The sequence below is a fragment of the Streptomyces kanamyceticus genome (genome assembly GCF_008704495.1).
GTDB classification, from domain to species: domain Bacteria; phylum Actinomycetota; class Actinomycetes; order Streptomycetales; family Streptomycetaceae; genus Streptomyces; species Streptomyces kanamyceticus.
The window spans coordinates 6378983-6397276 of sequence record NZ_CP023699.1; the positions used below are offsets into that span (position 1 = coordinate 6378983).

The following is an 18294-nucleotide window of genomic DNA, read 5'->3' on the forward strand; positions in this document are numbered from 1 at the left end:
TCCCACGGAACTTCCCACGTTCGGCAGGAGCGGCACATGCGAAACAAGAAGATGTACGCGGCCTTGGTCGGTCTCGGTACGGTCGGCGCGTTCGCGCTCTCCGCGAGCGGCGCCAGCAGCCACGGCTACACGGACCTGCCGGCCAGTCGGCAGATCAACTGCGCCAAGGGCGTGGTGACCGGTTGTGGTTCCATCCAGTACGAACCGCAGAGCGTCGAGGGCCTCAAGGGCTTCCCGGCCGCGGGTCCGGCCGACGGCAAGATCTGCTCGGCGGGCATCGCGGGCTTCGACCAGCTCAACTCGCCCAAGACCCCGGGCGGCGGAGCCTGGCCGACGACGCAGGTGAGCGGTGGTCAGAACTACACGTTCCGCTGGCAGTTCACCGCACGGCACCGCACCACCGATTTCAAGTACTACATCACCAAGCAGGGCTGGGACGAGAGCAAGCCCGTGACCAGGGCCTCCCTGGACACCACGCCGTTCCTCACCGTTCCCTACAACAGCCAGCAGCCGCCCGCCTCGCTCTCGCACAGTGGCGCCATCCCCGGCGGCCGCAGCGGGCACCACGTGATCGTCGCGGTCTGGACGGTCGCGGACACGACGAACGCGTTCTACGCCTGCTCGGACGTCAAGTTCTGATCCGCTCCGGCGGTCACGGGGACTGCCCGGGGCTCTTCCCCGCACGCCACGGGTAGATTCCGCGCACGCCGTGCTGACCACGCGGCGTGCGCGGAGCGACCGACCACCTCCTACCCCCGGTCACTCCGCCCCCTGCCAATATGACGGCCCGTCAATTATCGTGCGCGGCCATGGAGAGCACCGGGAGCACGGCCGCGGCCACGGTCGCGGAACTCGTACTGGCGCGCTGGGGCGACCACCGCACAGGGCTGCGCTTCGCGGAGGGGCGGCTCAGTCACCACCAGGTGACGGCGGGGGCGGCGGCGCGGGCGGCCCTGCTCGCCGACCTGCTGCCCCGGCACGGTGAACCCCACATCGGCGTACTGCTCGACAACACCCCCGAATATCCCCTGTGGTTGAGCGCGGCGGCGCTCGCGGGCGCGGCCGTGGCGGGCATCAACCCCACGCGGCGCGGCGCCGAGCTGGCCCGCGACATCCTGCACACCGACTGCGCGGTCCTGGTGACGGAGCGGGCCCATCTCCCGCTCCTCGACGGGCTCCAACTCCCCTCCGTACGCATCCTGGTGACCGACACGGACGCGTACGCGGAGCTGCTCGCGCCCTACGCGGGCGCGAAACCGGAGATCGCGCGGAGCGTGACGCCGCGCAGCCGCATGCTGCTCTACTTCACCTCGGGATCGACAGGCGCGCCCAAGGCGGCCATCTGCAGCCAGGGCAGGCTGGCGGCGGCGGGCGGCTCCCTGGTCGGGCACTTCGGCATCCGCCCCGCGGACACCCACTACGTCTGCATGCCCATGTTCCACGGGAACGCGGTCATCGCGGACTGGGCGCCCGCGCTGGCCGCGGGGGCCGGGGTGGCGCTGCGCCGCCGCTTCTCCGCGTCCCACTTCCTCGACGACGTACGGGAGTTCAGGGCGACGTACTTCACCTACGTGGGCCGGGCCGTCCAGTACGTCCTGGCCACCGAGGCCCGCCCCGACGACCGGGAGAACCCGCTGCGGGTCGGGTTCGGGACCGAGGCGGGCGCGGTGGACGCGGCACGCTTCGAGGAGCGTTTCGGGGTGCGGCTCGTCGAGGGCTACGGCTCTTCCGAGGGCGGCGCGGCGATCCAGCGCTCACCGGACGCGCCGCCGAACGCGATCGGCAGGTCGGCACCCGGCGACGACCTCGCGGTGGTGGATCCGCAGACGCTCGACGAGTGCGAGACCGCGCTCTTCGCCGCGGACGGCAGACTCCTCAACGGCGCCACGGCGATAGGGGAGTTGGTGAACCGGGGCAGGAGCCCCTTCGAGGGCTACTGGCGCAACGAGGAGGCGGAGGCGGAACGGCTGCGCGGCGGCTGGTACTGGACCGGCGACCTCTTCTACCGCGACGCCGACGGCTACCTCTACTTCGCCGGACGCACCGACGACCGGCTGCGGGTCGACAGCGAGAACCTCGCGGCGGCGGTCATCGAGAACATCCTCGCGCGGTACGAGGGGGCGGCGGCGGTCGCGGTGTACGCGGTGCCGGACCCGGTGGCCGGGGACCAGGTCATGGCGGCCCTTGCGCCACCTCCCGGCATCCCCTTCGACCCTCTCGACTTCGCCGAATTCCTGCTCTCCCAACCCGACTTGGGCACGAAGATGGCGCCCAGCTTCGTCCGGGTCGTGGAGCGGATGCCGGTGACGGCGACGAACAAGGTGGCACGGGCCGCGCTGCGGGGCGAGGGCTTCCGCTGCGAGGACCCCGTGTGGTGGCGGCCACCGGGCTCCTCGTCCTACCGCCGACTGGCCCGGCCGGGCCTGACCGAACTCCTCGCCCAGTACCGGGCGCAGGGCAGGCGGGACCTGCTGGACCCCTGAGCTTGCGCCCAGGGGTGGTGCGGCGGCCGGATTCAGCAGTAGGGGATGCCGGGTACGGGCTCGTCGTTGTTGCCGCCGGAGATGAAGACGTCCGAGATCCAACTGCCGTCGTCGAGCTGCGCCCACCAGAAGTTGTAGTAGGAGCCGTAGGAAACGCTGCCGCCCGCCGCCTGGCACACCGCCTCCACCGTGCCCGGGCCCACTTGGCCGGTGACCGGGTCCGTCGTGTGCGGGCCGGAGTGGGTGTTGACGTCGCTGGCCCAGACGTTGACGGGCACGCGGAGTTGGGCGTGGCCCTGAGCCGGGGCTGCCGCTGAGGCCGCGGAGGCGAAGGGGAGGGTGAGGAGTCCGGCAACCGCCATGAGGACGACGCGCCGCACCAGTGACCTGTGGTTCATGGTGTTCCTTCCCTGGTCGAGGGATGCACCGATCTTCGGTACGAGTCTTACGGTGCGGCCACCGACTGGCCCATGCCGAGGGCAATTTCGGCCCACGAGGCGCTGACCTGCAGATTCATCAGAATGGGGGGCATGGCGAACGTATGCACGCCGTGATTTCGCGCCAGGTGGCGAGCCCGTACGGCAACGGGCGGAGCGCCCCCACGGGCCCGGGGTGGGCTCCCTGCCGCCGTGACGCTCCGTGTGCGCGCCGCGTCGAGTGAGCCGTTCACGCCGGTGTCCGGATCACGGCTGCGGACGGTGCGCGTCGGTGCGGGTTACGGTCGCTCACCAGCGCCCGAAGCTCGTTTATGTGTCCGCCACTTGACGGCTGCGCGGCTGAAACCCGTTGCCTGCGTGCTCCGCACCGCCCCCTCCTGTAGGAGCACCGACACCGCCGCTCCGCGGCGGATCATTCCCACCCGCCCACCCGTATCTCCGCACCGAGCACCGCTTGTAGGAGCATCGTCCCCACCCGCCCACCCGTATCTCCGCACCGAGCACCGCCTGTAGGAGCAGAGCGACCACCGGCCCGCAGCCGCGAGCGATGCCGGAGGGGACGTGGTGGTATGTCCGCCCGGAGCACATTGAGCCACCGTGACAAGCAATCCCGCCCCAGGCATCAGCCCCGCGACGGCGAGGACGGACATACCGCCGCGGCCCCGCCCCCCCACCCGAACCAAAGGCGCCTAACGTAAGCCCATGCTCCGAGAGAAGACCGTCTGGGACGAGCTGCGCGGCGGCGGCTACCTCAGGGGAAGCGCCCCGTGGCGCAGCGCCGCGTACCTGGCCGGCGGCGCCCTACTCGGCGCCGTCGTCCTGGTCATCGGCTCCGTCCTCGTCGCCCTCGCGGGCATCCTCGCCGTAGTCCTCATCGGCATCCCCCTCCTCGCCGCCCTCACCCTCTCCGGCATCCCCCTCGCCGCCCTGGAACGCCGCCGCGTCCGCCTCGTGGACCCCGCCCCCGCGCCCACCCCGCACCGCACCCCGGACGCCCCGGGCATCCCCGCCTGGTTCCGGCTCAGGCTCAAGGAGCAGGCGACCTGGCGCGAGCTGGCGTACGCCGTCCTGCTCGCGCTCGTCCTGTGGCCCCTGGACCTCCTCGTCGTGGCGTGCGCGGTCGGACTCCCGGTCCTGCTCGTCGCGGCCCCGGCCCAACTCGCCCTCGCCGGGGGCGACATCCGGCCCGCGAAGCTGTGGCTGGTCGACGGCTACCCGGCGGCCACCGGCACCGCGTTGCTCGGCGTCGTACTCCTGCTCGTGCTCCTGCACCCCCTGGGCGCCTACGCCGCGGCCCGCGCCGCGTTCACCCGCCTCCTGCTCGCGCCGCGCGAGGCGGAACTGGCCGACAGGCTCGCGGAGGTCACCCGTTCCAGGGCCCGTCTGGTGGACGCGTTCGAGGCGGAACGGCGGCGCATCGAGCGGGACTTGCACGACGGAGCCCAGCAGCGGCTCGTCGCGCTGACCATGACGCTGGGCCTGGCGAGGATGGACGCCGCTCCGGACGGCCCCCTGGCGGACAAGCTGGCGACCGCGCACGACGAGGCGGGCCGCGTACTGACCGAGCTGCGGGAGCTGATCCGCGGCATCCATCCCCAAGTCCTCGCCGACTACGGCCTCACCGCGGCGATGGAGGACGCGGCGGACCGCTCGGCGGTCCCCGTGGACACGGACGGCACCGGGCCGCCGCTGCCCCGGCTGCCCGAACCGGTCGAGTCCGCGGCGTACTTCGCGGTGCGCGAGGCGCTCGCGAACGTCGGCAAGCACAGCGGAGCCACCCGCGCCCACATCACCACCGCCCATACGGCAGGAGTCCTCCGCATCGACGTGCGCGACGACGGCCGCGGCGGCGCCGACCCCGGGCGCGGCACGGGCCTGACGGGACTCGCCGACCGGCTCGCCGTCCTCGATGGCAGACTGGCGGTCACCAGCCCGCCCGGCGGCCCGACCGTCCTCTCCGTGGAGATCCCTTGCCAAGCCGAAGCCCGCTGAGAGTCGTACTGGCCGAGGACAGCGTGCTGCTCCGCGAGGGCCTCGTCGGCGTGCTCACCCGCTTCGGCCACGAGACGGTCGCCGCGGTCGGCGACGCGGACGCGCTGCGGGACGCGGTATCGGCGTACGAGCCGGACATCGTGGTCACGGACGTGCGGATGCCGCCGGGCTTCCAGGACGAGGGGCTGCGCGCGGCGGTGGAGCTCAGAGCCGCCCGGCCGACGCTGCCGGTGCTCGTGCTCAGCCAGTACGTCCAACGGTCCTACGCTGCCGAGCTCCTGGACACCGGCGACGGCACCGGCGTCGGTTACCTCCTCAAGGACAGGGTCGGCCAGGTCGAGCAGTTCGTGGCGGCGCTGACGCGGGTCGCGGAGGGCGGCACGGTCGTCGACCCCGAGGTCGTACGGCAGTTGCTGCGCCGCCGCCGCGACCCGCTGGCGCACCTGACGCCGCGCGAGCGCGAGGTGCTCGGGCTCGTCGCCGAGGGCAAGTCGAACGCGGCGATCGCCCGCGAACTCGTGGTCAGCGAGGCGGCGGTCGGCAAGCACATCGGCAACATCCTCGGAAAGCTGGACCTGCCACCGGCGGACGGCACGCACCGCAGGGTCCTCGCGGTCCTGGCGTACCTGAGGGCGTGAGGGATCCGTGGTGACGGAACATGCGAACGCACCGACGGGATTACGATCCACGACATGAGCACGCCAGACCGGACAGAGTCCGCGACGCACGACACCCCGGAACCCGGCCCCACGCCGCACGAGGGCCCCACCCCCGCGGCCAGAGCCCGCCGCGCCCGCATAGCCGCGGCCTCGCTCCTGATGGCCGCCGCCGCCGTGGTCCTCGCACTGCGTCTGGCGAGCAGATCGTCCGTGCTCGTCGTCGGGGTCTACGGCCTGCTGCTCATCCTCTGCGGCATGGTGATCGAACTGAGCCGCCGCGGCCGCACCAGGCTCGGCACCTGGCTGCTCGCCGCGGGTCTCGTGGCGGCGCTGCTCATGGACGGGGTCGTGCTTTCGTAGCGCCCGCAGGGGACGTTCAGGACTCCAAGTACCGCAGCACCGCCAGCACCCGGCGGCTGTAGCCCGTCGTCCGGTGCAGGCCCAGCTTGTCGAAGATCGCGTTGAGGTTCTTCTCGACCGCGCTCAGCGAGATGTGCAGCTTCTCCCCGATGGCCGCGTTGGTGTGCCCCTCGGCGAGCGCCTCCAGGACGGTGCGCTCCCGGGGCGTGAGGCGGGTCAGGGGATCGACGTGCGTGGTGCGGATCAGCAACTGCCGTACGACTTCGGGGTCGATGGCGGCGCCGCCCGCGTGCACCCGCTCCAGGGCGTCGAGGAACTCCTCGACCTGCGCGACCCGGTCCTTGAGGAGGTAGCCGACGCGTTCGGCGCTCGAAGTGAGCAGCTGCGCCGCGTAGTTGCGCTCCACGTACTGGGACAGGACGACCACGCCGATCTCGGGGCGCAGCTCCCGGATCCGCACCGCGGCGCGCAGCCCCTCGTCGGTGTGGTCGGGCGGCATGCGGATGTCGGTGACCACGACGTCCGGGGCGTGCGCCTCGACCTCGCGGAGCAGCGCGTCGGCGTCGCCCACGGCGGCGAGGACCTCGTGGCCCTCCTCGGCGAGCAGCCGGACGAGGCCCTCCCGCAACAGGGTCGAGTCCTCGGCGAGGATTACGCGCACGGCAGCTCCGCGGTGATGGTGGTGGGTCCCCCGAGGGGGCTGTCGACTCGCAGGGTGCCGTCGAGCGCGGCGACCCGGCTGTGCAGCCCGGTCAGACCGCTGCCCGCGGGGTCGGCGCCGCCCGCCCCGGTGTCGCGTACGACGACGGTGAGCGTGGCCCCGCTGCCGCGCACCGTCACGTGGACCTCGTCGGCGAGGGAGTGCTTGGCGGCGTTGGTGACGGTCTCGGAGACGACGAAGTAGGCGGCCGTCTCGACGGCGGGCGGCAGCGGCGCCGGCACGTCGTACTCCATGCGCACGGGGATCGCGGACCGCTCGGAGACCCCGCCCAGCGCCTCGCGAAGGCCCAGGCTGTCGAGCGCGGTGGGGTAGACCCGCCAGGCCACCTCGCGCAGCTCGGTGAGGACTTCCTGGGCCTCCTTGTGCGCCTGCTCCAGGAGCGCGTCGGCCCGCTCGGGGGTGCGGCCGCGGCGGGCCCTGCCGAGCAGCATGGCGAGCGCGACGAGCCGCTGCTGGACGCCGTCGTGCAGATCCCGCTCGACGCGGCGCCGCTCCACGTCGACGGCCTGGACCACCGCGGCCCTGCTGGTGGCGAGCTCGTCGATGCGCCGCTGGAGCAGCTCGCGCTCGGAGGGGCCGAAGCACTCGCTGGCGAGCCGGGCGTCCTGGTCGGTCAGCGCGCGAAGACCCTGCACGGCGAGGAAGAGCAGGGTGCCGCCGAGTACGACCTGGCTGAGCACGTCGACCCAGGTCATCGTGGCCCGAGTGGTGAGAGAGACCGCGAAGATCCCGGCGAGGACCGCGCCGAAGTCGACCAGACCGACCACGACGGCGCACAGCAGCCCCGAGTACGTACGAGCCGCGAGGTAGCGCAGGATCTGCTGGTCGGAGGCGCGGTGCTCGGGGAACGTGTCGTGGAAGAAGACCGACCTGCGCCACCGCTCGACGCCGGTCAGCCTGCGCGCGCCCGACGCGAGGAGCGCGTGGGCGCGGCCGCGGGTGCGCGGCCAGAGCAGGAAGGCGCCGAGGGCCGCACCGGCGACGACGAAGTAGCCGAGCCCGAGCAGGGCGGTGAGGCAGCCGATCAGCACGCCGACGACTCTGAGCAGGAATGGGGCGGCCACGGGCTCCTTCACGCCGTCCGACATTAGCCGACCCCTAGTCGACGCGGCGGTGCCGGGGCGTCGAGGCGGCCTGGGGCCGCTTCCTGGACCGGACGCGCACCACCACATAGACGGCGACGGCCACGACGACCATGACCAGGACCGCCTTGGAGAGCAGCCCGACGTACGTCTCGACCGCGTCCCACTGGTCGCCGAGCCAGTACCCGGCGAGGACGAGCACGGAGTTCCAGACCAGGCTGCCGAGCGTGGTGAGGGCGAGGAAGACCGGCAGCCGCATGCGCTCCACCCCGGCGGGGACGGAGATCAGGCTCCGGAAGATCGGCACCATCCGGCCGAGCAGGACGGCCTTGGTGCCGTGCTTGGCGAACCACGCCTCGGTGCGTTCCAGGTCGGAGGCCTTGACCAGCGGCAGCTTCGCCCACAGGGCGTGCATGCGCTCGCGTCCGAAGAGCACGCCGATCCAGTAGAGGGCGGCGGCGCCGACGACCGAGCCGAGCGTGGTCCAGAACAGCGCGGAGGCGAGGCTGATCACGCCCTGCCCGGCGGCGAAGCCGGTCAGCGGCAGGATCACCTCGCTGGGCAGCGGCGGGAAGAGGTTCTCCAGGGCGATGGCGAGACCGGCGCCGGGACCGCCCAGTGTGTCCACGAGGTCGGCTGCCCAGCCCGCGATGCCGCCCGCGGGCTCCTGGGGGAGGGCGAGAGTCATGAGGTCCATAGGGGCAACGCTAGAAATTGCAGGTCAGCGGCGGTATGGGGGTTGCCGTCGACTCGGGGTGCGGTTTTCCGCACCCCCGGGGCGCGTCCTGCGTGGAACGTGCCGTACGCGAAAGGCCCCCCGCGTGAACGGAGGGCCTTTCGCTGTCTGTGCGCCGCCAGGGACTCGAACCCCGGACCCGCTGATTAAGAGTCAGCTGCTCTAACCAACTGAGCTAGCGGCGCCTGCTGACAAGAAAATACTACCTGGTGCGAGGGGGTGCCGATGACCACGGTGAGGGGCGCCCCGTAAGGGGCGCGGGGAACTGCGCGCCCAGCCACAGTGCACCCGCGGTCGAAAGCTAGATCGCCAGGGACAGCAACACCGGCGCAGCCCCACGGTTAAGCGTGTCCGCAGCCTCCCGCAAGCGATGCGCATGCTCGACCGGCAGGGAAAGCGCAAGGCACCCCACAGCGGCACCCGCGGTGATCGGCACGGCCGCACACACCGTGCCCACCGCGTACTCCTGAAGATCAAGCACCGGCACCGTGGCCGGTTGAGCGGCAAGACGATTCAGCAGCACCCGCTCGTTCGTGATCGTCCGGGACGTGAGCCGCGCCATCTTGTGCCGGGAGAGATGATCCCTGCGGCCATTGACGTCGAGCTGCGTCAGCAGGCTCTTGCCGACCGCGCTGGCGTGCGCGGAGGACCGGAAATCCACCCACTCGTTGACCGCGGGGGCGCGGGGGCCCGCGGCGAAGTCGGTGACCTTGACCTCGCCGTCCACGTAACGGCTGATGTAGACCGCCGCGCCGATCGAGTCGCGCAGGCCGTCCAGGGTGCGCTGCAGCTTCTCGCGCAGGGCCTGGTCGTGCTGGTGGGCGGAGCCGAGCCGGGCGAAGGACTCCCCGGTGACGTACGCCCCGGTGGCGCTGTCGGTGAGCTGTACGACATAGCCTTCGCGGCGCAGCATGCGCAGCAGGGGTGCCAGTCGGCCGGGAGGCAGCCGGGTCTCGCGGGCGAGGTCGGCGGTGGTCACCCCGGTGTTGTGCCTGGCGACGATCTCGAGCACGCGCAGAGCGCTCTGGACGGAGTGGTGCGGCGTGGTCGCCTCGTGCTGCAACGCCACGGCTTCCCCCTGCGTGGAACGGTTCCGGACAGCTGGGCTCTGTCCCACGATAGCTGCCAAGTGGCGCATTTGGAGCGGCTGTTGGGGAGATTGGTGGCGCGCTCGTGCCTGTCAGCAGGAACGCGCCACCCTGGCATATGCCCCTGTCATGGGACAGGGGCCTGGGTCACAGGACCGCGCTGAGGAACTCCCGGGTGCGCTCGTGCTCCGGCTCCGTGAAGATCTTCTCCGGCGTACCGGACTCGATGACCCGGCCCGAGTCGAACATCAGCACCTGGTCCGAGATGTCGCGGGCGAAGCTCATCTCGTGGGTCACGCACAGCATCGTGATGTCGGTGGTGTGCGCGATGTCGCGCAGGACGTCCAGGACGCCCGCCACCAGCTCAGGGTCGAGCGCGGACGTCACCTCGTCGAGCAGCAGGACCTGCGGACGCATCGCCAGGGCGCGCGCGATGGCGACGCGCTGCTGCTGGCCGCCGGAGAGCTGCGACGGATACGCGTCGCACTTGTCGCCGAGCCCGACCAGGTCGAGCAGCTCGCGGGCGCGCTGCTCGGCCTCGTCCTTGGAGAGGCCGAGGACGGTGACCGGCGCCTCCATGATGTTGCGCAGGACCTTCATGTTCGGGAAGAGGTTGAACTGCTGGAAGACCATCCCGATGTTCTTGCGGACCTCGCGGACGTGCTTCTCGCCCGCGGGGACGAGCTTGCCGTTTCTCTCCTCGTGGGTGAGGTACTTGCCGCCCACCTTGATGGTGCCCTGCTCCGGTTTCACCAGCGTCATCAGGAGCCGAAGGATCGTGGTCTTGCCGGAACCGGAGGGCCCGATCAGCGTCACGTGCTTGCCGGAGGCGACCGAGAAGTCCAGCTCGTCGAGGACGACGTTCGAGCCGTAGCGCTTGACGACCTTGTCGAAGCGGATCAGCTCGCTGCCGTCGACGGCCGGGTTGGGGATTTCCTGGGAAGTGCTGCTGTCAGCGGACAAGGCGACGCTCCAAAACTCGCAGAAGAAGAGAGGCCGGGTAGGCGATGACGATGAAGGCGACACCGACCACACTGATCGCCTCGTAGGTGAAGGTCGTCTGGCTGTAGTTCTGGGCCTGGCCCAGCATGTCCAGCGCGCCGATGGCCGCCATCTGCGGCGACTCCTTCAGCATGACGATCACGTAGTTGCCGAGCGCGGGGATCACCCTGCGCACCGCCTGCGGCAGGATCACGGCCGTCCAGGTGCGGCGCTTGGAGAGGCTGAGCGCGGTGGCCGCCTCCCACTGGCCCTCCGGGACGCCGTCGATCCCCGCCCGGTAGACCTCGGAGGTGTACGTCGAGTAGTGAAGGCCGAGGCCGACGATGCCCGTGGCGAGCGGGGACATCGAGGGGCCCCACTCCGGCACCACGTAGAAGAGGAAGAACAGCTGCACCAGGAGCGGGGTGTTGCGGATGAACTCGGTGACCACCGTGACGGGCCAGCGGATCCACTTCTTCTCGGAGCGCTGGGCGACCGCCCAGACCAGGCCGAGCGAGAAGGCGATCAGGGTGCCGAAGAACAGCGCCTTGAGGGTGAGCCACACGCCGTCCCAGAACATCGGCATGAAGTCGTCGACATTCGACCAGTCCCAGTTCACTTGGCACCCCCTGTGCCGGTGACGGCATCGATCGACGACGAAGAGCGCATCCCGCCGAACAGGCCGGTCTTCGCGGGCGTCTGCCCCACCCGCTTCTTGGCGTGCCGCTCCAGGAGCCGCATGCCGCGCGTGAGGACGAATGCGAAGACGAAGTACAGGACGAGCAGCAGCGTGTAGATCGGCGCGCTCTCGTTCTTGACCAGCCGCAGCAGGTCACCCGCGAAGGTCATGTCGGCCACCGCGATGAGGGACACCAGCGAGGTGCCCTTGAGCAGCTCGATGAGCAGGTTGTTGAACGGCGGGATCATCTCCGGCCAGGCCTGCGGCAGTTCGATGCGGCGCAGTCGCTGCGCCGGGGTGAAGTTCAGGGCGATGCCCGCCTCGCGCTGCGCGGGCGGCACCGCGGCGAGCGCGCCGCGCACGATCTCGGAGGCGTACGCCCCGTAGGTGATGCCGAGCGCGACGATGCCCGCGGCCATCGGCTGGAAGCTGATGTGGAACACCGGCGGCACCGTGAACGCGATCCAGAACATGAAGACCAGCGACGACGTGCTGCGGAAGATCTCGAAGTAGGCCCCGGCGAGGAACCGCACGATCCAGAGCCGGGAGGTGCGCAGCACGCCGATCGGGAAGGCGATCACGAAGGCGAGGGCCGCGCTGAGCAAGGTGACCTGGATCGTGATCCAGACCCCGGGCAGGAACCAGTTCGAGAAGAACTCGGACGACATCATGAGGAGGCGCCCTTCGCCGGGGGGCACAGCTTCGCCACGGTCAGATCCGTCATCTCGTCCGCGGTGAAGCCGAACGGCTTGACGATCCGCAGGAGCTCGCCGCTCTTCTTGAGCTTGTGCAGCTCTTCGTTGAAGGCGTCGCGCAGGTTCTTCTCCGAGAGCCGGAAGGCGAAGCCGCCCGCGCCGTAGGCCGGTTTGCCGTCGACCTCGGGCTGGAAGGGCTTCGTCGCCTCGACCTGCGGATTCCCCTTGATCACCGTACGTACGGTGACGTTGGTGCCCGCGAAGGCGTCGACCCGGCCCTGGGCGACGGCGTCGAGTCCCGCCACCTGGTCGGGAAGCACGAGGACGGACTCCACGCCCGCGGCCTTGGCGTAGTCGATCTCCGCGTAGGCGGTGCCGCTCGCCAGCTTCAGGCCTTTCTTGGCGATGTCCTCGTAACCCTTGATGCCGTGCGGGTTGCCCTTCTTCACGATGAAGGAGTCGAGCATGAGGTAGTCGGGGTCGGAAAAGAGGACCTGTTCGCAGCGCGTCGGGTTGATGTACATGCCCGCCGACACCACGTCGAACTGCCGGGCCTGCGTCAGTCCCGGTATCAGCGCTCCGAACTTGGTGGGCACCGCCTTGACCTTGGGCACGCCGAGGCGCGGGAAGATGACCTTGGCGATGGCCGGCGCCTCGCCGGTGACCTCGCCGTTCTCGTCGATGTATCCGAACGGGACCTCGCCTGCGACACCGATCCTGACCGTGCCGCTGTCGCGCAGCCGGTCCAGCAGATCGCCCCCCTCGACCTTCCCTTCCTCGGGCACCCGGCTGCATGCCGAGAGCCCGAACGCGGCCATGGCCGCCCCGCCCGCTCCGGTGAGCAGGGCGCGGCGGCGTACCGCTCTGCCTGTGAATCCCTTGTTGTTCCCAAGTGGTGGAGCCATGGGCGCGCGGCTACCCGACTCGACGCGAGATATGCCGATGAATTTCGGTCGCCGATGCCATCGTGGTGGTCTTGACCCAGGGAGGAGCATGGGACACATGGCAGACCGATTCATCGAAGTCTCCCTCGCCAAGCGGGGAGTTCAGTGCACGGCAAAGCTGCTCGACGACCGGGCCCCGGTGACCTGCGCGGCGGTGTGGGAGGCGCTTCCGCTCGGCTCGGACGTCTATCACGCGAAATACGCGCGCAATGAGATCTACGCCCTCTTTCCGGCTTTCGCGGACCGCGAGCCGCCTCTGGAGAACCCGACAGTCACTCCCATCCCGGGAGATCTCTGCTATTTCTCCTTTTCCGGTACGGAATTGGGGACCCAGGCATACGGCTACGAGGCCGGGGCAGACGTGAAGGCGGGCACCACCGTCGTCGACCTCGCCCTCTTCTACGAACGCAACAACCTGCTCCTGAACGGCGACGTCGGCTGGGTGCCCGGCATCGTCTGGGGCCAGATCGTCGACGGCCTCGACCGAATGGCCGAGGCCTGCAACGACCTGTGGCGCGCGGGCGCGCAGGGGGAGACGCTGAACTTCCGCAGGCAATAAAGCCGTCCGGCGACAAAACAAGCCCGTCCGGCGATTGAGGACTGGGGGCCCGGGGGCGAAGCCCCCGAGACATCAGCCCACAGTGGGAGGAGCGATCCCCCCGGCCCCCGCCTCGTACAACGCGTGCGCCGCACGAAGCACCACCGCGTCGGCATGGCGCGCGGCCACGATCTGCACCCCGACGGGCAGTCCGTCCTCGTCCAGGCCACAGGGCACCGTCCCCGCGGGCTGCTGCGTCAGGTTGAAGGGGTACGTGAACGGCGTCCACCCCGTCCAGCGCCGGTGGCCGGAGCCCTTGGGCACCTCCACCCCCGCCTCGAACGCGGTGATCGGCAGCGTCGGCGTGACCAGCAGGTCGTACGTCGAGTGGAAGCGGCCCATCCGGCGGCCGAGGTCCATCCGGGTGTCGACGGCGGCGAGGTAGTCGAGCGCGCTGTACCGGGCACCGCGCGCGCAGACCTCCCGCAGCCCCGGGTCGAGCAACTCCCGCTGGGCGGGCGACAGGTGCTGCACCACGCGCGCGGCCCCGCTGAACCACAGGGTGTGGAACGCCTCCACCGGGTCCGAGAAGTCGGGGTCGGCCTCCTCGACGTACGCACCCTGCGCGGCGAGCGACTCCACCGCGCGGCGCACCGCGGCGGCGACCCGGGGCCGCACCGCGACCTGGCCGCCGAACGAGGGGGAGTAGGCGACGCGCAGCCCGCGCACGCCGCCCTCGGCGCCGGTGCGGAAACTGCCCGCCACCGGGCCCAGTTGGGACCAGTCGCGGGCGTCGGGCCCGGTGATGACGTCCATCATCAGCGCCGCGTCCGCCGCGTTCCGCGTCATCGGACCCACGTGGGCGAGCGTGCCGAAGGGGCTCGCGGGATACAGCGGCACCCTGCCGTACGTCGGCTTCAGCGCGAAGATCCCGCAGAACGCCGCGGGGATCCGCACCGAACCGCCGCCGTCCGTACCGAGCGACAGGGGGCCCGCGCCGACCGCCACCGCGGCCGCGCTGCCCCCGCTGGAGCCGCCCGAGGTGCGCGACGTGTCGTACGGATTTCGGGTGATCCCGCTCTGCGGCCCGTCCGTGACGCCCTTCCAGCCGAACTCCGGTGTGGTGGTGCGGCCGACGAAGACCGCGCCGTGCTCGCGCAGCCGGGCGACCGAGGGCGCGTCCTCGTTCCACTTGCCCTCCGCACGCGTCGTTTTGGAGCCGCGCAGGGTCGGCCCGCCGCGCAGCAGGAGCAGGTCCTTCACCGACACCGGGACGCCGTCGACCAGGCCCTGCGGCTCGCCCCTGCGCCACCGCTCCGTACTGGCCCCGGCCTGCGCGATCGCCTCCTCCGCCGCGATCCGCACGAACGCGTTCACCGCGCCCTGGCTCTCCTCGGCCCGCCGCAGCACGGCACGGGTCGCTTCGAGCGGACTGAATTCACCCTTGCGGTAGCCGTCGACGAGTTGTACGGCGGTGAGATCCGTGAGCTCGGTCATGCACGCTCCTCAGGAGGCGGTCGGGGGGTGATCAATGTCCTGGGACATACCCACGTTTCTTGTCGACCACGTTCGCCAGCGGCTGTCCCGTCGCCCACTGTTCGTACAACTCGACGAACTGCGCGCCCAGTTCGTCGCGCCAACCGACCGTGTCGCCGCTCATGTGCGGGGAGACGAGCAGCCCGGGCGTCGTCCACAGCGGGCTGTCGCTCGGCAGCGGCTCCCGCTCGAACACGTCGAGCGCCGCGCCCGCGATCCACCGCTTGGCCAGGGCCTCCACCAGGTCGTCCTCGACGACGAGCGCGCCGCGCCCGATGTTGATGAACCGCGCCGACGGCTGCATCACGCCGAACCGCCGCGCGTCGAACATGCCCCGCGTGTCGTCGGTCAGCGGCGCCGCGCACACCACCCAGTCGGCGCGGGTGAGCAGCCGGTCGAGGTCGTCGGGCCCGTGCACCCCGGCCCGCGCGGTGCGGCCCACCAGGGCGGTGGTGACGCCGAGCGCCTTCAGCGTGTCGGCGATCGCCCGCCCGATCGGTCCCGTCCCCACCACACAGGCACGGGTGCCCCCGACCCGGCGGGTCTCGCGGTGCTCCCAGGCGCGCTCGCGCTGCAGGTCGAGGGTGCGCGGCAGGTCCTTGGCCAGGGCGAGCACGAGCGCCGCGACGTACTCGGCGATGGGCTGGTCGAAGACGCCGCGGGCGTTGGTGACCACCGTGTCGGACGCCGCGAGCTCCGGGCACATCAGATGGTCCACGCCCGCGCTCGCCGTATGCACCCAGCGGGGCCTCGGGCCCTCGCCCGGCCAGGCGCCGCGCACCGCGTGCGAGCTGAAGTTCCACACCAACAAGACGTCGGCCAGCGGCAGTTGCTCGGCCAGGTTCGACTCGTCCGCGTGCAGGATCCGGGCCCGCCCGGTGAGTCTGCCGAGCCGGGGCGGTGGCTCCGGAGGCTCGGCGTCAAGGACAAGAACGGTTGATTCGGACATCGAGGGGAAACCGTTTCGCAATGAGGTTCCGCTTCCCTGAAGAGGTATGGCTCGGCCGTCTGAGATGTGCGGATTGACCACGCTGGCACCCGAACCTACCTTCGTCAACAGAGGCACTGTCGTGCAGCCGCCTCAGGAACCGAGTACTGTCCGCGCATCCGCTCGCACTCTCTGTGCGGTCCGCCGCACAGGCATCCCCGTCCCGACGTCCCGGCGCGTCGCCGGTTTCGCTCGTCCCCGGCCCCCGGCCGGTCCCTGAACATCACGCACGAACGTGGGGCCTGCTCATGGACGTCTCCTTTCTCGGCGGACCACAGCCGCAACGCGGTGTCGGTGTCGTCGCCCCCTTCGACTTCGCCCTCGACCGCGAACTGTGGCGGTGGATCCCCGACGAGGTCTCCCTTCATCTGACCCGCACTCCCTACGTGCCCGTCGAGGTCAGCCTGGACCTGGCGCGCCTGGTCAGCGAGCACGAGACGCTGGGGGAGGCGGTACGCGCGCTCAGCGCCGCCGAACCCGAAGTCCTCGCCTACGCCTGCACCTCGGGCAGCTTCGTCGGCGGCATCGCGGGCGAACGGGCCATGTGCGAGGCCATGACCCGCGAGGGCACGGTCGTCTCGGTGACCACGTCGGGCGCGCTCCTGGAAGCCCTCGACGTACTGGGCGCACGGCGCATCGCGCTGGTCACGCCCTACACCTGGTCGGTCACCCAGGCCCTGGAGCAGTACCTGGCCGAGGCCGGGGTCCACGTGACGGGCCGCGCCTACCTCGGCCTCACCCGGCACATCTGGAAGGTCCCCTACCGGGACGTCGCCGACATGGCGCGGCGCGCGGTCACGGCCGGGGTCGACGCCCTCTTCATCAGCTGCACCAACCTGCCGACGTACGACGTCATCCCGCAGCTGGAAGCGGAGCTGCGCATGCCGGTGCTCTCGGCGAACCAGGTGACGATGTGGTCCGCGTTGCGCAGGCTGGGTACGGGTGCGGTAGGGCCCTATCAGGCACTGATCAACCCCGCGGCCAGGCCGGGCGCGAGTCCGCTGAACCCGCCGGCGCCGCCACAGGGCCACGGCCTGCCGGAAGGACCGCCCGCGGGGCCACCCGCAGAAGGAGGAGGCTGGACGTGACGGCACTCGGATTTCTCTACCCGGGGCACTCGGCAGAGGACGACTACCCCCGCATGGAGCAGATGCTCGGCAGCGACGTCCGGCTACAGGTCGTCCACACGGACATCGGCGAGGACGCCCACCGGGTCGACGCGCTCCTGGAGATGGGCTCGGCCGACCGGCTCGCCGCCGGGGTCGAGGAGCTCAGGCTCTCCGGCGCCGAGGCGGTGGTCTGGGCGTGCACCAGCGCCAGCTTCGTCTTCGGCTGGGAGGGCGCGCACGAACAGGTGCGCGGCCTCGCCCGCGCGGCGGGGCTGCCCGCTTCCTCGACGTCGTTCGCCTTCGCCCATGCCCTCAGGGAGGTGGGCGCGGTCCGCGTGGCGATCGCGGCGACCTACCCGGAGGACGTGGCGGGGCACTTCTCCGCCTTCCTGAAGGACGCGGGCGCCGAGGTCGTCTCGGTGCGCGGCAGCGGCATCATCACGGCCGCCGAGGTCGGCACCTGGGGCCGCGACGAGGTGCTCGCGCTGGCCCGCGAGGGCGACCACGCGGACGCCCAGGCGCTGCTCCTGCCCGACACGGCGCTGCACACCGCGGCGTACGTCCGTGAGGTCGAGGAGGCCATCGGCAAGCCGGTCCTGACGGCCAACCAGGTCACGGTCTGGGAGGCCCTGCGGCTCGCGTCGCGGCGCGTGAACGCCCCGACGCTCGGCTCCCTGTTCACCAAGGAGCCGCTGGTGCAGGTCAAGGGCTGAGGGCCAGCCGTCATGGGCTGAGGATCAGCCGGACCACCGTCAGGGTCTGGACCGACCCCGACACGTAGTAGAGGACGATGGCGCCGTTCACCGTCGCCTCCCTGCGGTCGGGGTCCTCCCGCACGGGCGTGGAGCCGTGGCCGTAGGGGTCACGGCCCACGGTGCGCGTCAGCGCGGCCCGGAAGGCGTCGGCGTCGCCCATCTTGGCGAGGGTGTCGTCGGCGGGCGGCGCGTAGGTCACGCGGTGGCCGCGGCGGTGGCGGGCGCTCAAGCGACGCCCCGCCTCTCCGCCTCGTCGGAGGCGAGCCTGGCCAGCCGCGCCTCGGCGTCGGGGTCGGGCACGGCCTCCAGCATCCAGTGCCGCATCACGGCGTGGATCTCGTCGACCCCGGCCGCGTTGATGGCCCGGTCGAACTCCGCGCGCCGCTCCTCGGGCAGCGCGGCACGGATGTCGGGGATGGTGTTGGGCACCTCGACCTCGACCCCGTCGACGAGGGTTTTGAGTGGCTCGGCCATGGTCAGTCTCCGTGGATGGGATCCGTCGCACCTGTCA

Annotated in this window: 21 protein-coding genes and 1 tRNA gene; 8 read left to right on the top strand and 14 right to left on the bottom strand. The window is 71.1% G+C overall.

Going from position 1 to position 18294, the window contains the following annotated elements:
• Positions 1-36: 36 nt before the first annotated feature.
• Both CP970_RS27475 and CP970_RS27480 read left to right on the top strand, forming a co-directional pair.
• Complete coding sequence (locus CP970_RS27475; protein ID WP_055546579.1) at positions 37-639, top strand: lytic polysaccharide monooxygenase auxiliary activity family 9 protein; 603 nt, start codon at positions 37-39, stop codon at positions 637-639.
• Positions 640-809: 170 nt separating this feature from the next.
• The gene (locus CP970_RS27480; protein WP_055546581.1) at positions 810-2483 is read left to right on the top strand and encodes an AMP-binding protein; all 1674 of its coding nucleotides are present in this window, start codon (positions 810-812) and stop codon (positions 2481-2483) included.
• A gap of 32 nt (positions 2484-2515) precedes the next feature.
• On the opposite strand, the gene CP970_RS27485 is transcribed toward CP970_RS27480, so the two are convergent.
• Entirely contained in the window at positions 2516-2881 is a 366-nt protein-coding gene (locus tag CP970_RS27485; RefSeq protein ID WP_055546583.1) for a hypothetical protein, read from the bottom strand.
• Positions 2882-3622: 741 nt separating this feature from the next.
• Here CP970_RS27485 and CP970_RS27490 point away from each other — a divergent pair.
• Genes CP970_RS27490 through CP970_RS27500 form a run of 3 tightly spaced genes read left to right on the top strand, consistent with a single transcriptional unit; the run spans position 3623 to position 5931 of the window.
• Entirely contained in the window at positions 3623-4912 is a 1290-nt protein-coding gene (locus CP970_RS27490; protein WP_150494056.1) for a sensor histidine kinase, read from the top strand.
• A complete protein-coding gene (locus tag CP970_RS27495) occupies positions 4891-5550 on the top strand; it encodes a LuxR C-terminal-related transcriptional regulator (protein WP_055554426.1) in 660 nt (219 codons plus the stop codon). Before CP970_RS27490 ends, CP970_RS27495 begins: the two co-directional genes overlap by 22 nt.
• A 54-nt stretch (positions 5551-5604) precedes the next feature.
• Entirely contained in the window at positions 5605-5931 is a 327-nt protein-coding gene (locus tag CP970_RS27500) for a hypothetical protein (protein ID WP_224058737.1), read from the top strand.
• A 16-nt stretch (positions 5932-5947) separates the two neighbouring features.
• On the opposite strand, the gene CP970_RS27505 is transcribed toward CP970_RS27500, so the two are convergent.
• From CP970_RS27505 to ehuB, 9 genes are all read right to left on the bottom strand, one after another.
• Positions 5948-6592, bottom strand: a complete 645-nt coding sequence (locus CP970_RS27505) for a response regulator transcription factor (protein ID WP_055554422.1) — start codon at positions 6590-6592, stop codon at positions 5948-5950.
• Positions 6583-7740, bottom strand: coding sequence for a sensor histidine kinase (locus CP970_RS27510; protein WP_055554420.1), 1158 nt, complete (start codon positions 7738-7740; stop codon positions 6583-6585). The genes CP970_RS27505 and CP970_RS27510 overlap by 10 nt, the downstream gene beginning before the upstream one ends.
• 10 nt (positions 7741-7750) lie before the next feature.
• On the bottom strand, positions 7751-8431 hold the full coding sequence (locus CP970_RS27515) for a DedA family protein (protein WP_055554418.1): 681 nt from the start codon (positions 8429-8431) through the stop codon (positions 7751-7753).
• Between the two features lie 150 nt (positions 8432-8581).
• A tRNA-Lys gene (locus CP970_RS27520) sits at positions 8582-8655 on the bottom strand.
• 116 nt (positions 8656-8771) lie between these two features.
• Positions 8772-9539 (bottom strand): IclR family transcriptional regulator, encoded by a 768-nt coding sequence (locus tag CP970_RS27525; RefSeq protein WP_055554416.1) that lies wholly within the window; start codon positions 9537-9539, stop codon positions 8772-8774.
• A gap of 166 nt (positions 9540-9705) precedes the next feature.
• Positions 9706-10521, bottom strand: a complete 816-nt coding sequence (gene ehuA / locus CP970_RS27530) for an ectoine/hydroxyectoine ABC transporter ATP-binding protein EhuA (RefSeq protein WP_055554413.1) — start codon at positions 10519-10521, stop codon at positions 9706-9708.
• On the bottom strand, positions 10511-11158 hold the full coding sequence (ehuD, locus tag CP970_RS27535; RefSeq protein ID WP_055554411.1) for an ectoine/hydroxyectoine ABC transporter permease subunit EhuD: 648 nt from the start codon (positions 11156-11158) through the stop codon (positions 10511-10513). Before ehuD ends, ehuA begins: the two co-directional genes overlap by 11 nt.
• Positions 11155-11886 (bottom strand): ectoine/hydroxyectoine ABC transporter permease subunit EhuC, encoded by a 732-nt coding sequence (gene ehuC / locus CP970_RS27540; RefSeq protein WP_191095082.1) that lies wholly within the window; start codon positions 11884-11886, stop codon positions 11155-11157. Before ehuC ends, ehuD begins: the two co-directional genes overlap by 4 nt.
• Positions 11886-12818, bottom strand: a complete 933-nt coding sequence (gene ehuB / locus CP970_RS27545) for an ectoine/hydroxyectoine ABC transporter substrate-binding protein EhuB (protein ID WP_150494058.1) — start codon at positions 12816-12818, stop codon at positions 11886-11888. Before ehuB ends, ehuC begins: the two co-directional genes overlap by 1 nt.
• 97 nt (positions 12819-12915) lie before the next feature.
• On the opposite strand from ehuB, the gene CP970_RS27550 reads away from it, so the two are divergent.
• Positions 12916-13416: a DUF3830 family protein gene (locus CP970_RS27550; RefSeq protein ID WP_055547954.1), complete on the top strand. Its 501-nt coding sequence runs from the start codon at positions 12916-12918 to the stop codon at positions 13414-13416.
• A gap of 72 nt (positions 13417-13488) precedes the next feature.
• On the opposite strand, the gene CP970_RS27555 is transcribed toward CP970_RS27550, so the two are convergent.
• Both CP970_RS27555 and CP970_RS27560 read right to left on the bottom strand, forming a co-directional pair.
• A complete protein-coding gene (locus CP970_RS27555) occupies positions 13489-14892 on the bottom strand; it encodes an amidase (protein WP_055547956.1) in 1404 nt (467 codons plus the stop codon).
• Positions 14893-14923: 31 nt separating this feature from the next.
• Positions 14924-15880 carry a D-2-hydroxyacid dehydrogenase gene (locus tag CP970_RS27560; protein ID WP_055547958.1) on the bottom strand — a complete coding sequence of 319 codons (957 nt, stop codon included), beginning with the start codon at positions 15878-15880 and terminating at the stop codon, positions 14924-14926.
• 287 nt (positions 15881-16167) lie between these two features.
• On the opposite strand from CP970_RS27560, the gene CP970_RS27565 reads away from it, so the two are divergent.
• Both CP970_RS27565 and CP970_RS27570 read left to right on the top strand, forming a co-directional pair.
• Complete coding sequence (locus tag CP970_RS27565) at positions 16168-17007, top strand: maleate cis-trans isomerase family protein (protein WP_055547960.1); 840 nt, start codon at positions 16168-16170, stop codon at positions 17005-17007.
• Positions 17004-17741 carry a maleate cis-trans isomerase family protein gene (locus CP970_RS27570; RefSeq protein WP_055547962.1) on the top strand — a complete coding sequence of 246 codons (738 nt, stop codon included), beginning with the start codon at positions 17004-17006 and terminating at the stop codon, positions 17739-17741. The genes CP970_RS27565 and CP970_RS27570 overlap by 4 nt, the downstream gene beginning before the upstream one ends.
• A 10-nt stretch (positions 17742-17751) precedes the next feature.
• Here the strand turns inward: CP970_RS27570 and CP970_RS27575 are convergent, their stop codons facing one another.
• Positions 17752-17943: a hypothetical protein gene (locus CP970_RS27575; RefSeq protein ID WP_055547970.1), complete on the bottom strand. Its 192-nt coding sequence runs from the start codon at positions 17941-17943 to the stop codon at positions 17752-17754.
• 65 nt (positions 17944-18008) lie between these two features.
• Positions 18009-18257: a hypothetical protein gene (locus tag CP970_RS27580; RefSeq protein WP_055547964.1), complete on the bottom strand. Its 249-nt coding sequence runs from the start codon at positions 18255-18257 to the stop codon at positions 18009-18011.
• Between the last annotated feature and the right edge of the window lie 37 nt (positions 18258-18294).

What these genes read in the sequence shown, in the direction of transcription:
- CP970_RS27475 (WP_055546579.1), top strand. Translation starts at nt 37, where the DNA reads ATGCGAAACAAGAAGATGTACGCGGCCTTGGTCGGTCTCGGTACGGTC.
- CP970_RS27480 (WP_055546581.1), top strand. Translation starts at nt 810, where the DNA reads ATGGAGAGCACCGGGAGCACGGCCGCGGCCACGGTCGCGGAACTCGTA.
- CP970_RS27485 (WP_055546583.1), bottom strand. Translation starts at nt 2,881, where the DNA reads ATGAACCACAGGTCACTGGTGCGGCGCGTCGTCCTCATGGCGGTTGCC.
- CP970_RS27490 (WP_150494056.1), top strand. Translation starts at nt 3,623, where the DNA reads ATGCTCCGAGAGAAGACCGTCTGGGACGAGCTGCGCGGCGGCGGCTAC.
- CP970_RS27500 (WP_224058737.1), top strand. Translation starts at nt 5,605, where the DNA reads ATGAGCACGCCAGACCGGACAGAGTCCGCGACGCACGACACCCCGGAA.
- CP970_RS27510 (WP_055554420.1), bottom strand. Translation starts at nt 7,740, where the DNA reads ATGTCGGACGGCGTGAAGGAGCCCGTGGCCGCCCCATTCCTGCTCAGA.
- CP970_RS27515 (WP_055554418.1), bottom strand. Translation starts at nt 8,431, where the DNA reads ATGGACCTCATGACTCTCGCCCTCCCCCAGGAGCCCGCGGGCGGCATC.
- ehuC (WP_191095082.1), bottom strand. Translation starts at nt 11,886, where the DNA reads ATGTCGTCCGAGTTCTTCTCGAACTGGTTCCTGCCCGGGGTCTGGATC.
- ehuB (WP_150494058.1), bottom strand. Translation starts at nt 12,818, where the DNA reads ATGGCTCCACCACTTGGGAACAACAAGGGATTCACAGGCAGAGCGGTA.
- CP970_RS27550 (WP_055547954.1), top strand. Translation starts at nt 12,916, where the DNA reads ATGGCAGACCGATTCATCGAAGTCTCCCTCGCCAAGCGGGGAGTTCAG.
- CP970_RS27555 (WP_055547956.1), bottom strand. Translation starts at nt 14,892, where the DNA reads ATGACCGAGCTCACGGATCTCACCGCCGTACAACTCGTCGACGGCTAC.
- CP970_RS27560 (WP_055547958.1), bottom strand. Translation starts at nt 15,880, where the DNA reads ATGTCCGAATCAACCGTTCTTGTCCTTGACGCCGAGCCTCCGGAGCCA.
- CP970_RS27565 (WP_055547960.1), top strand. Translation starts at nt 16,168, where the DNA reads ATGGACGTCTCCTTTCTCGGCGGACCACAGCCGCAACGCGGTGTCGGT.
- CP970_RS27575 (WP_055547970.1), bottom strand. Translation starts at nt 17,943, where the DNA reads ATGGGCGACGCCGACGCCTTCCGGGCCGCGCTGACGCGCACCGTGGGC.
- CP970_RS27580 (WP_055547964.1), bottom strand. Translation starts at nt 18,257, where the DNA reads ATGGCCGAGCCACTCAAAACCCTCGTCGACGGGGTCGAGGTCGAGGTG.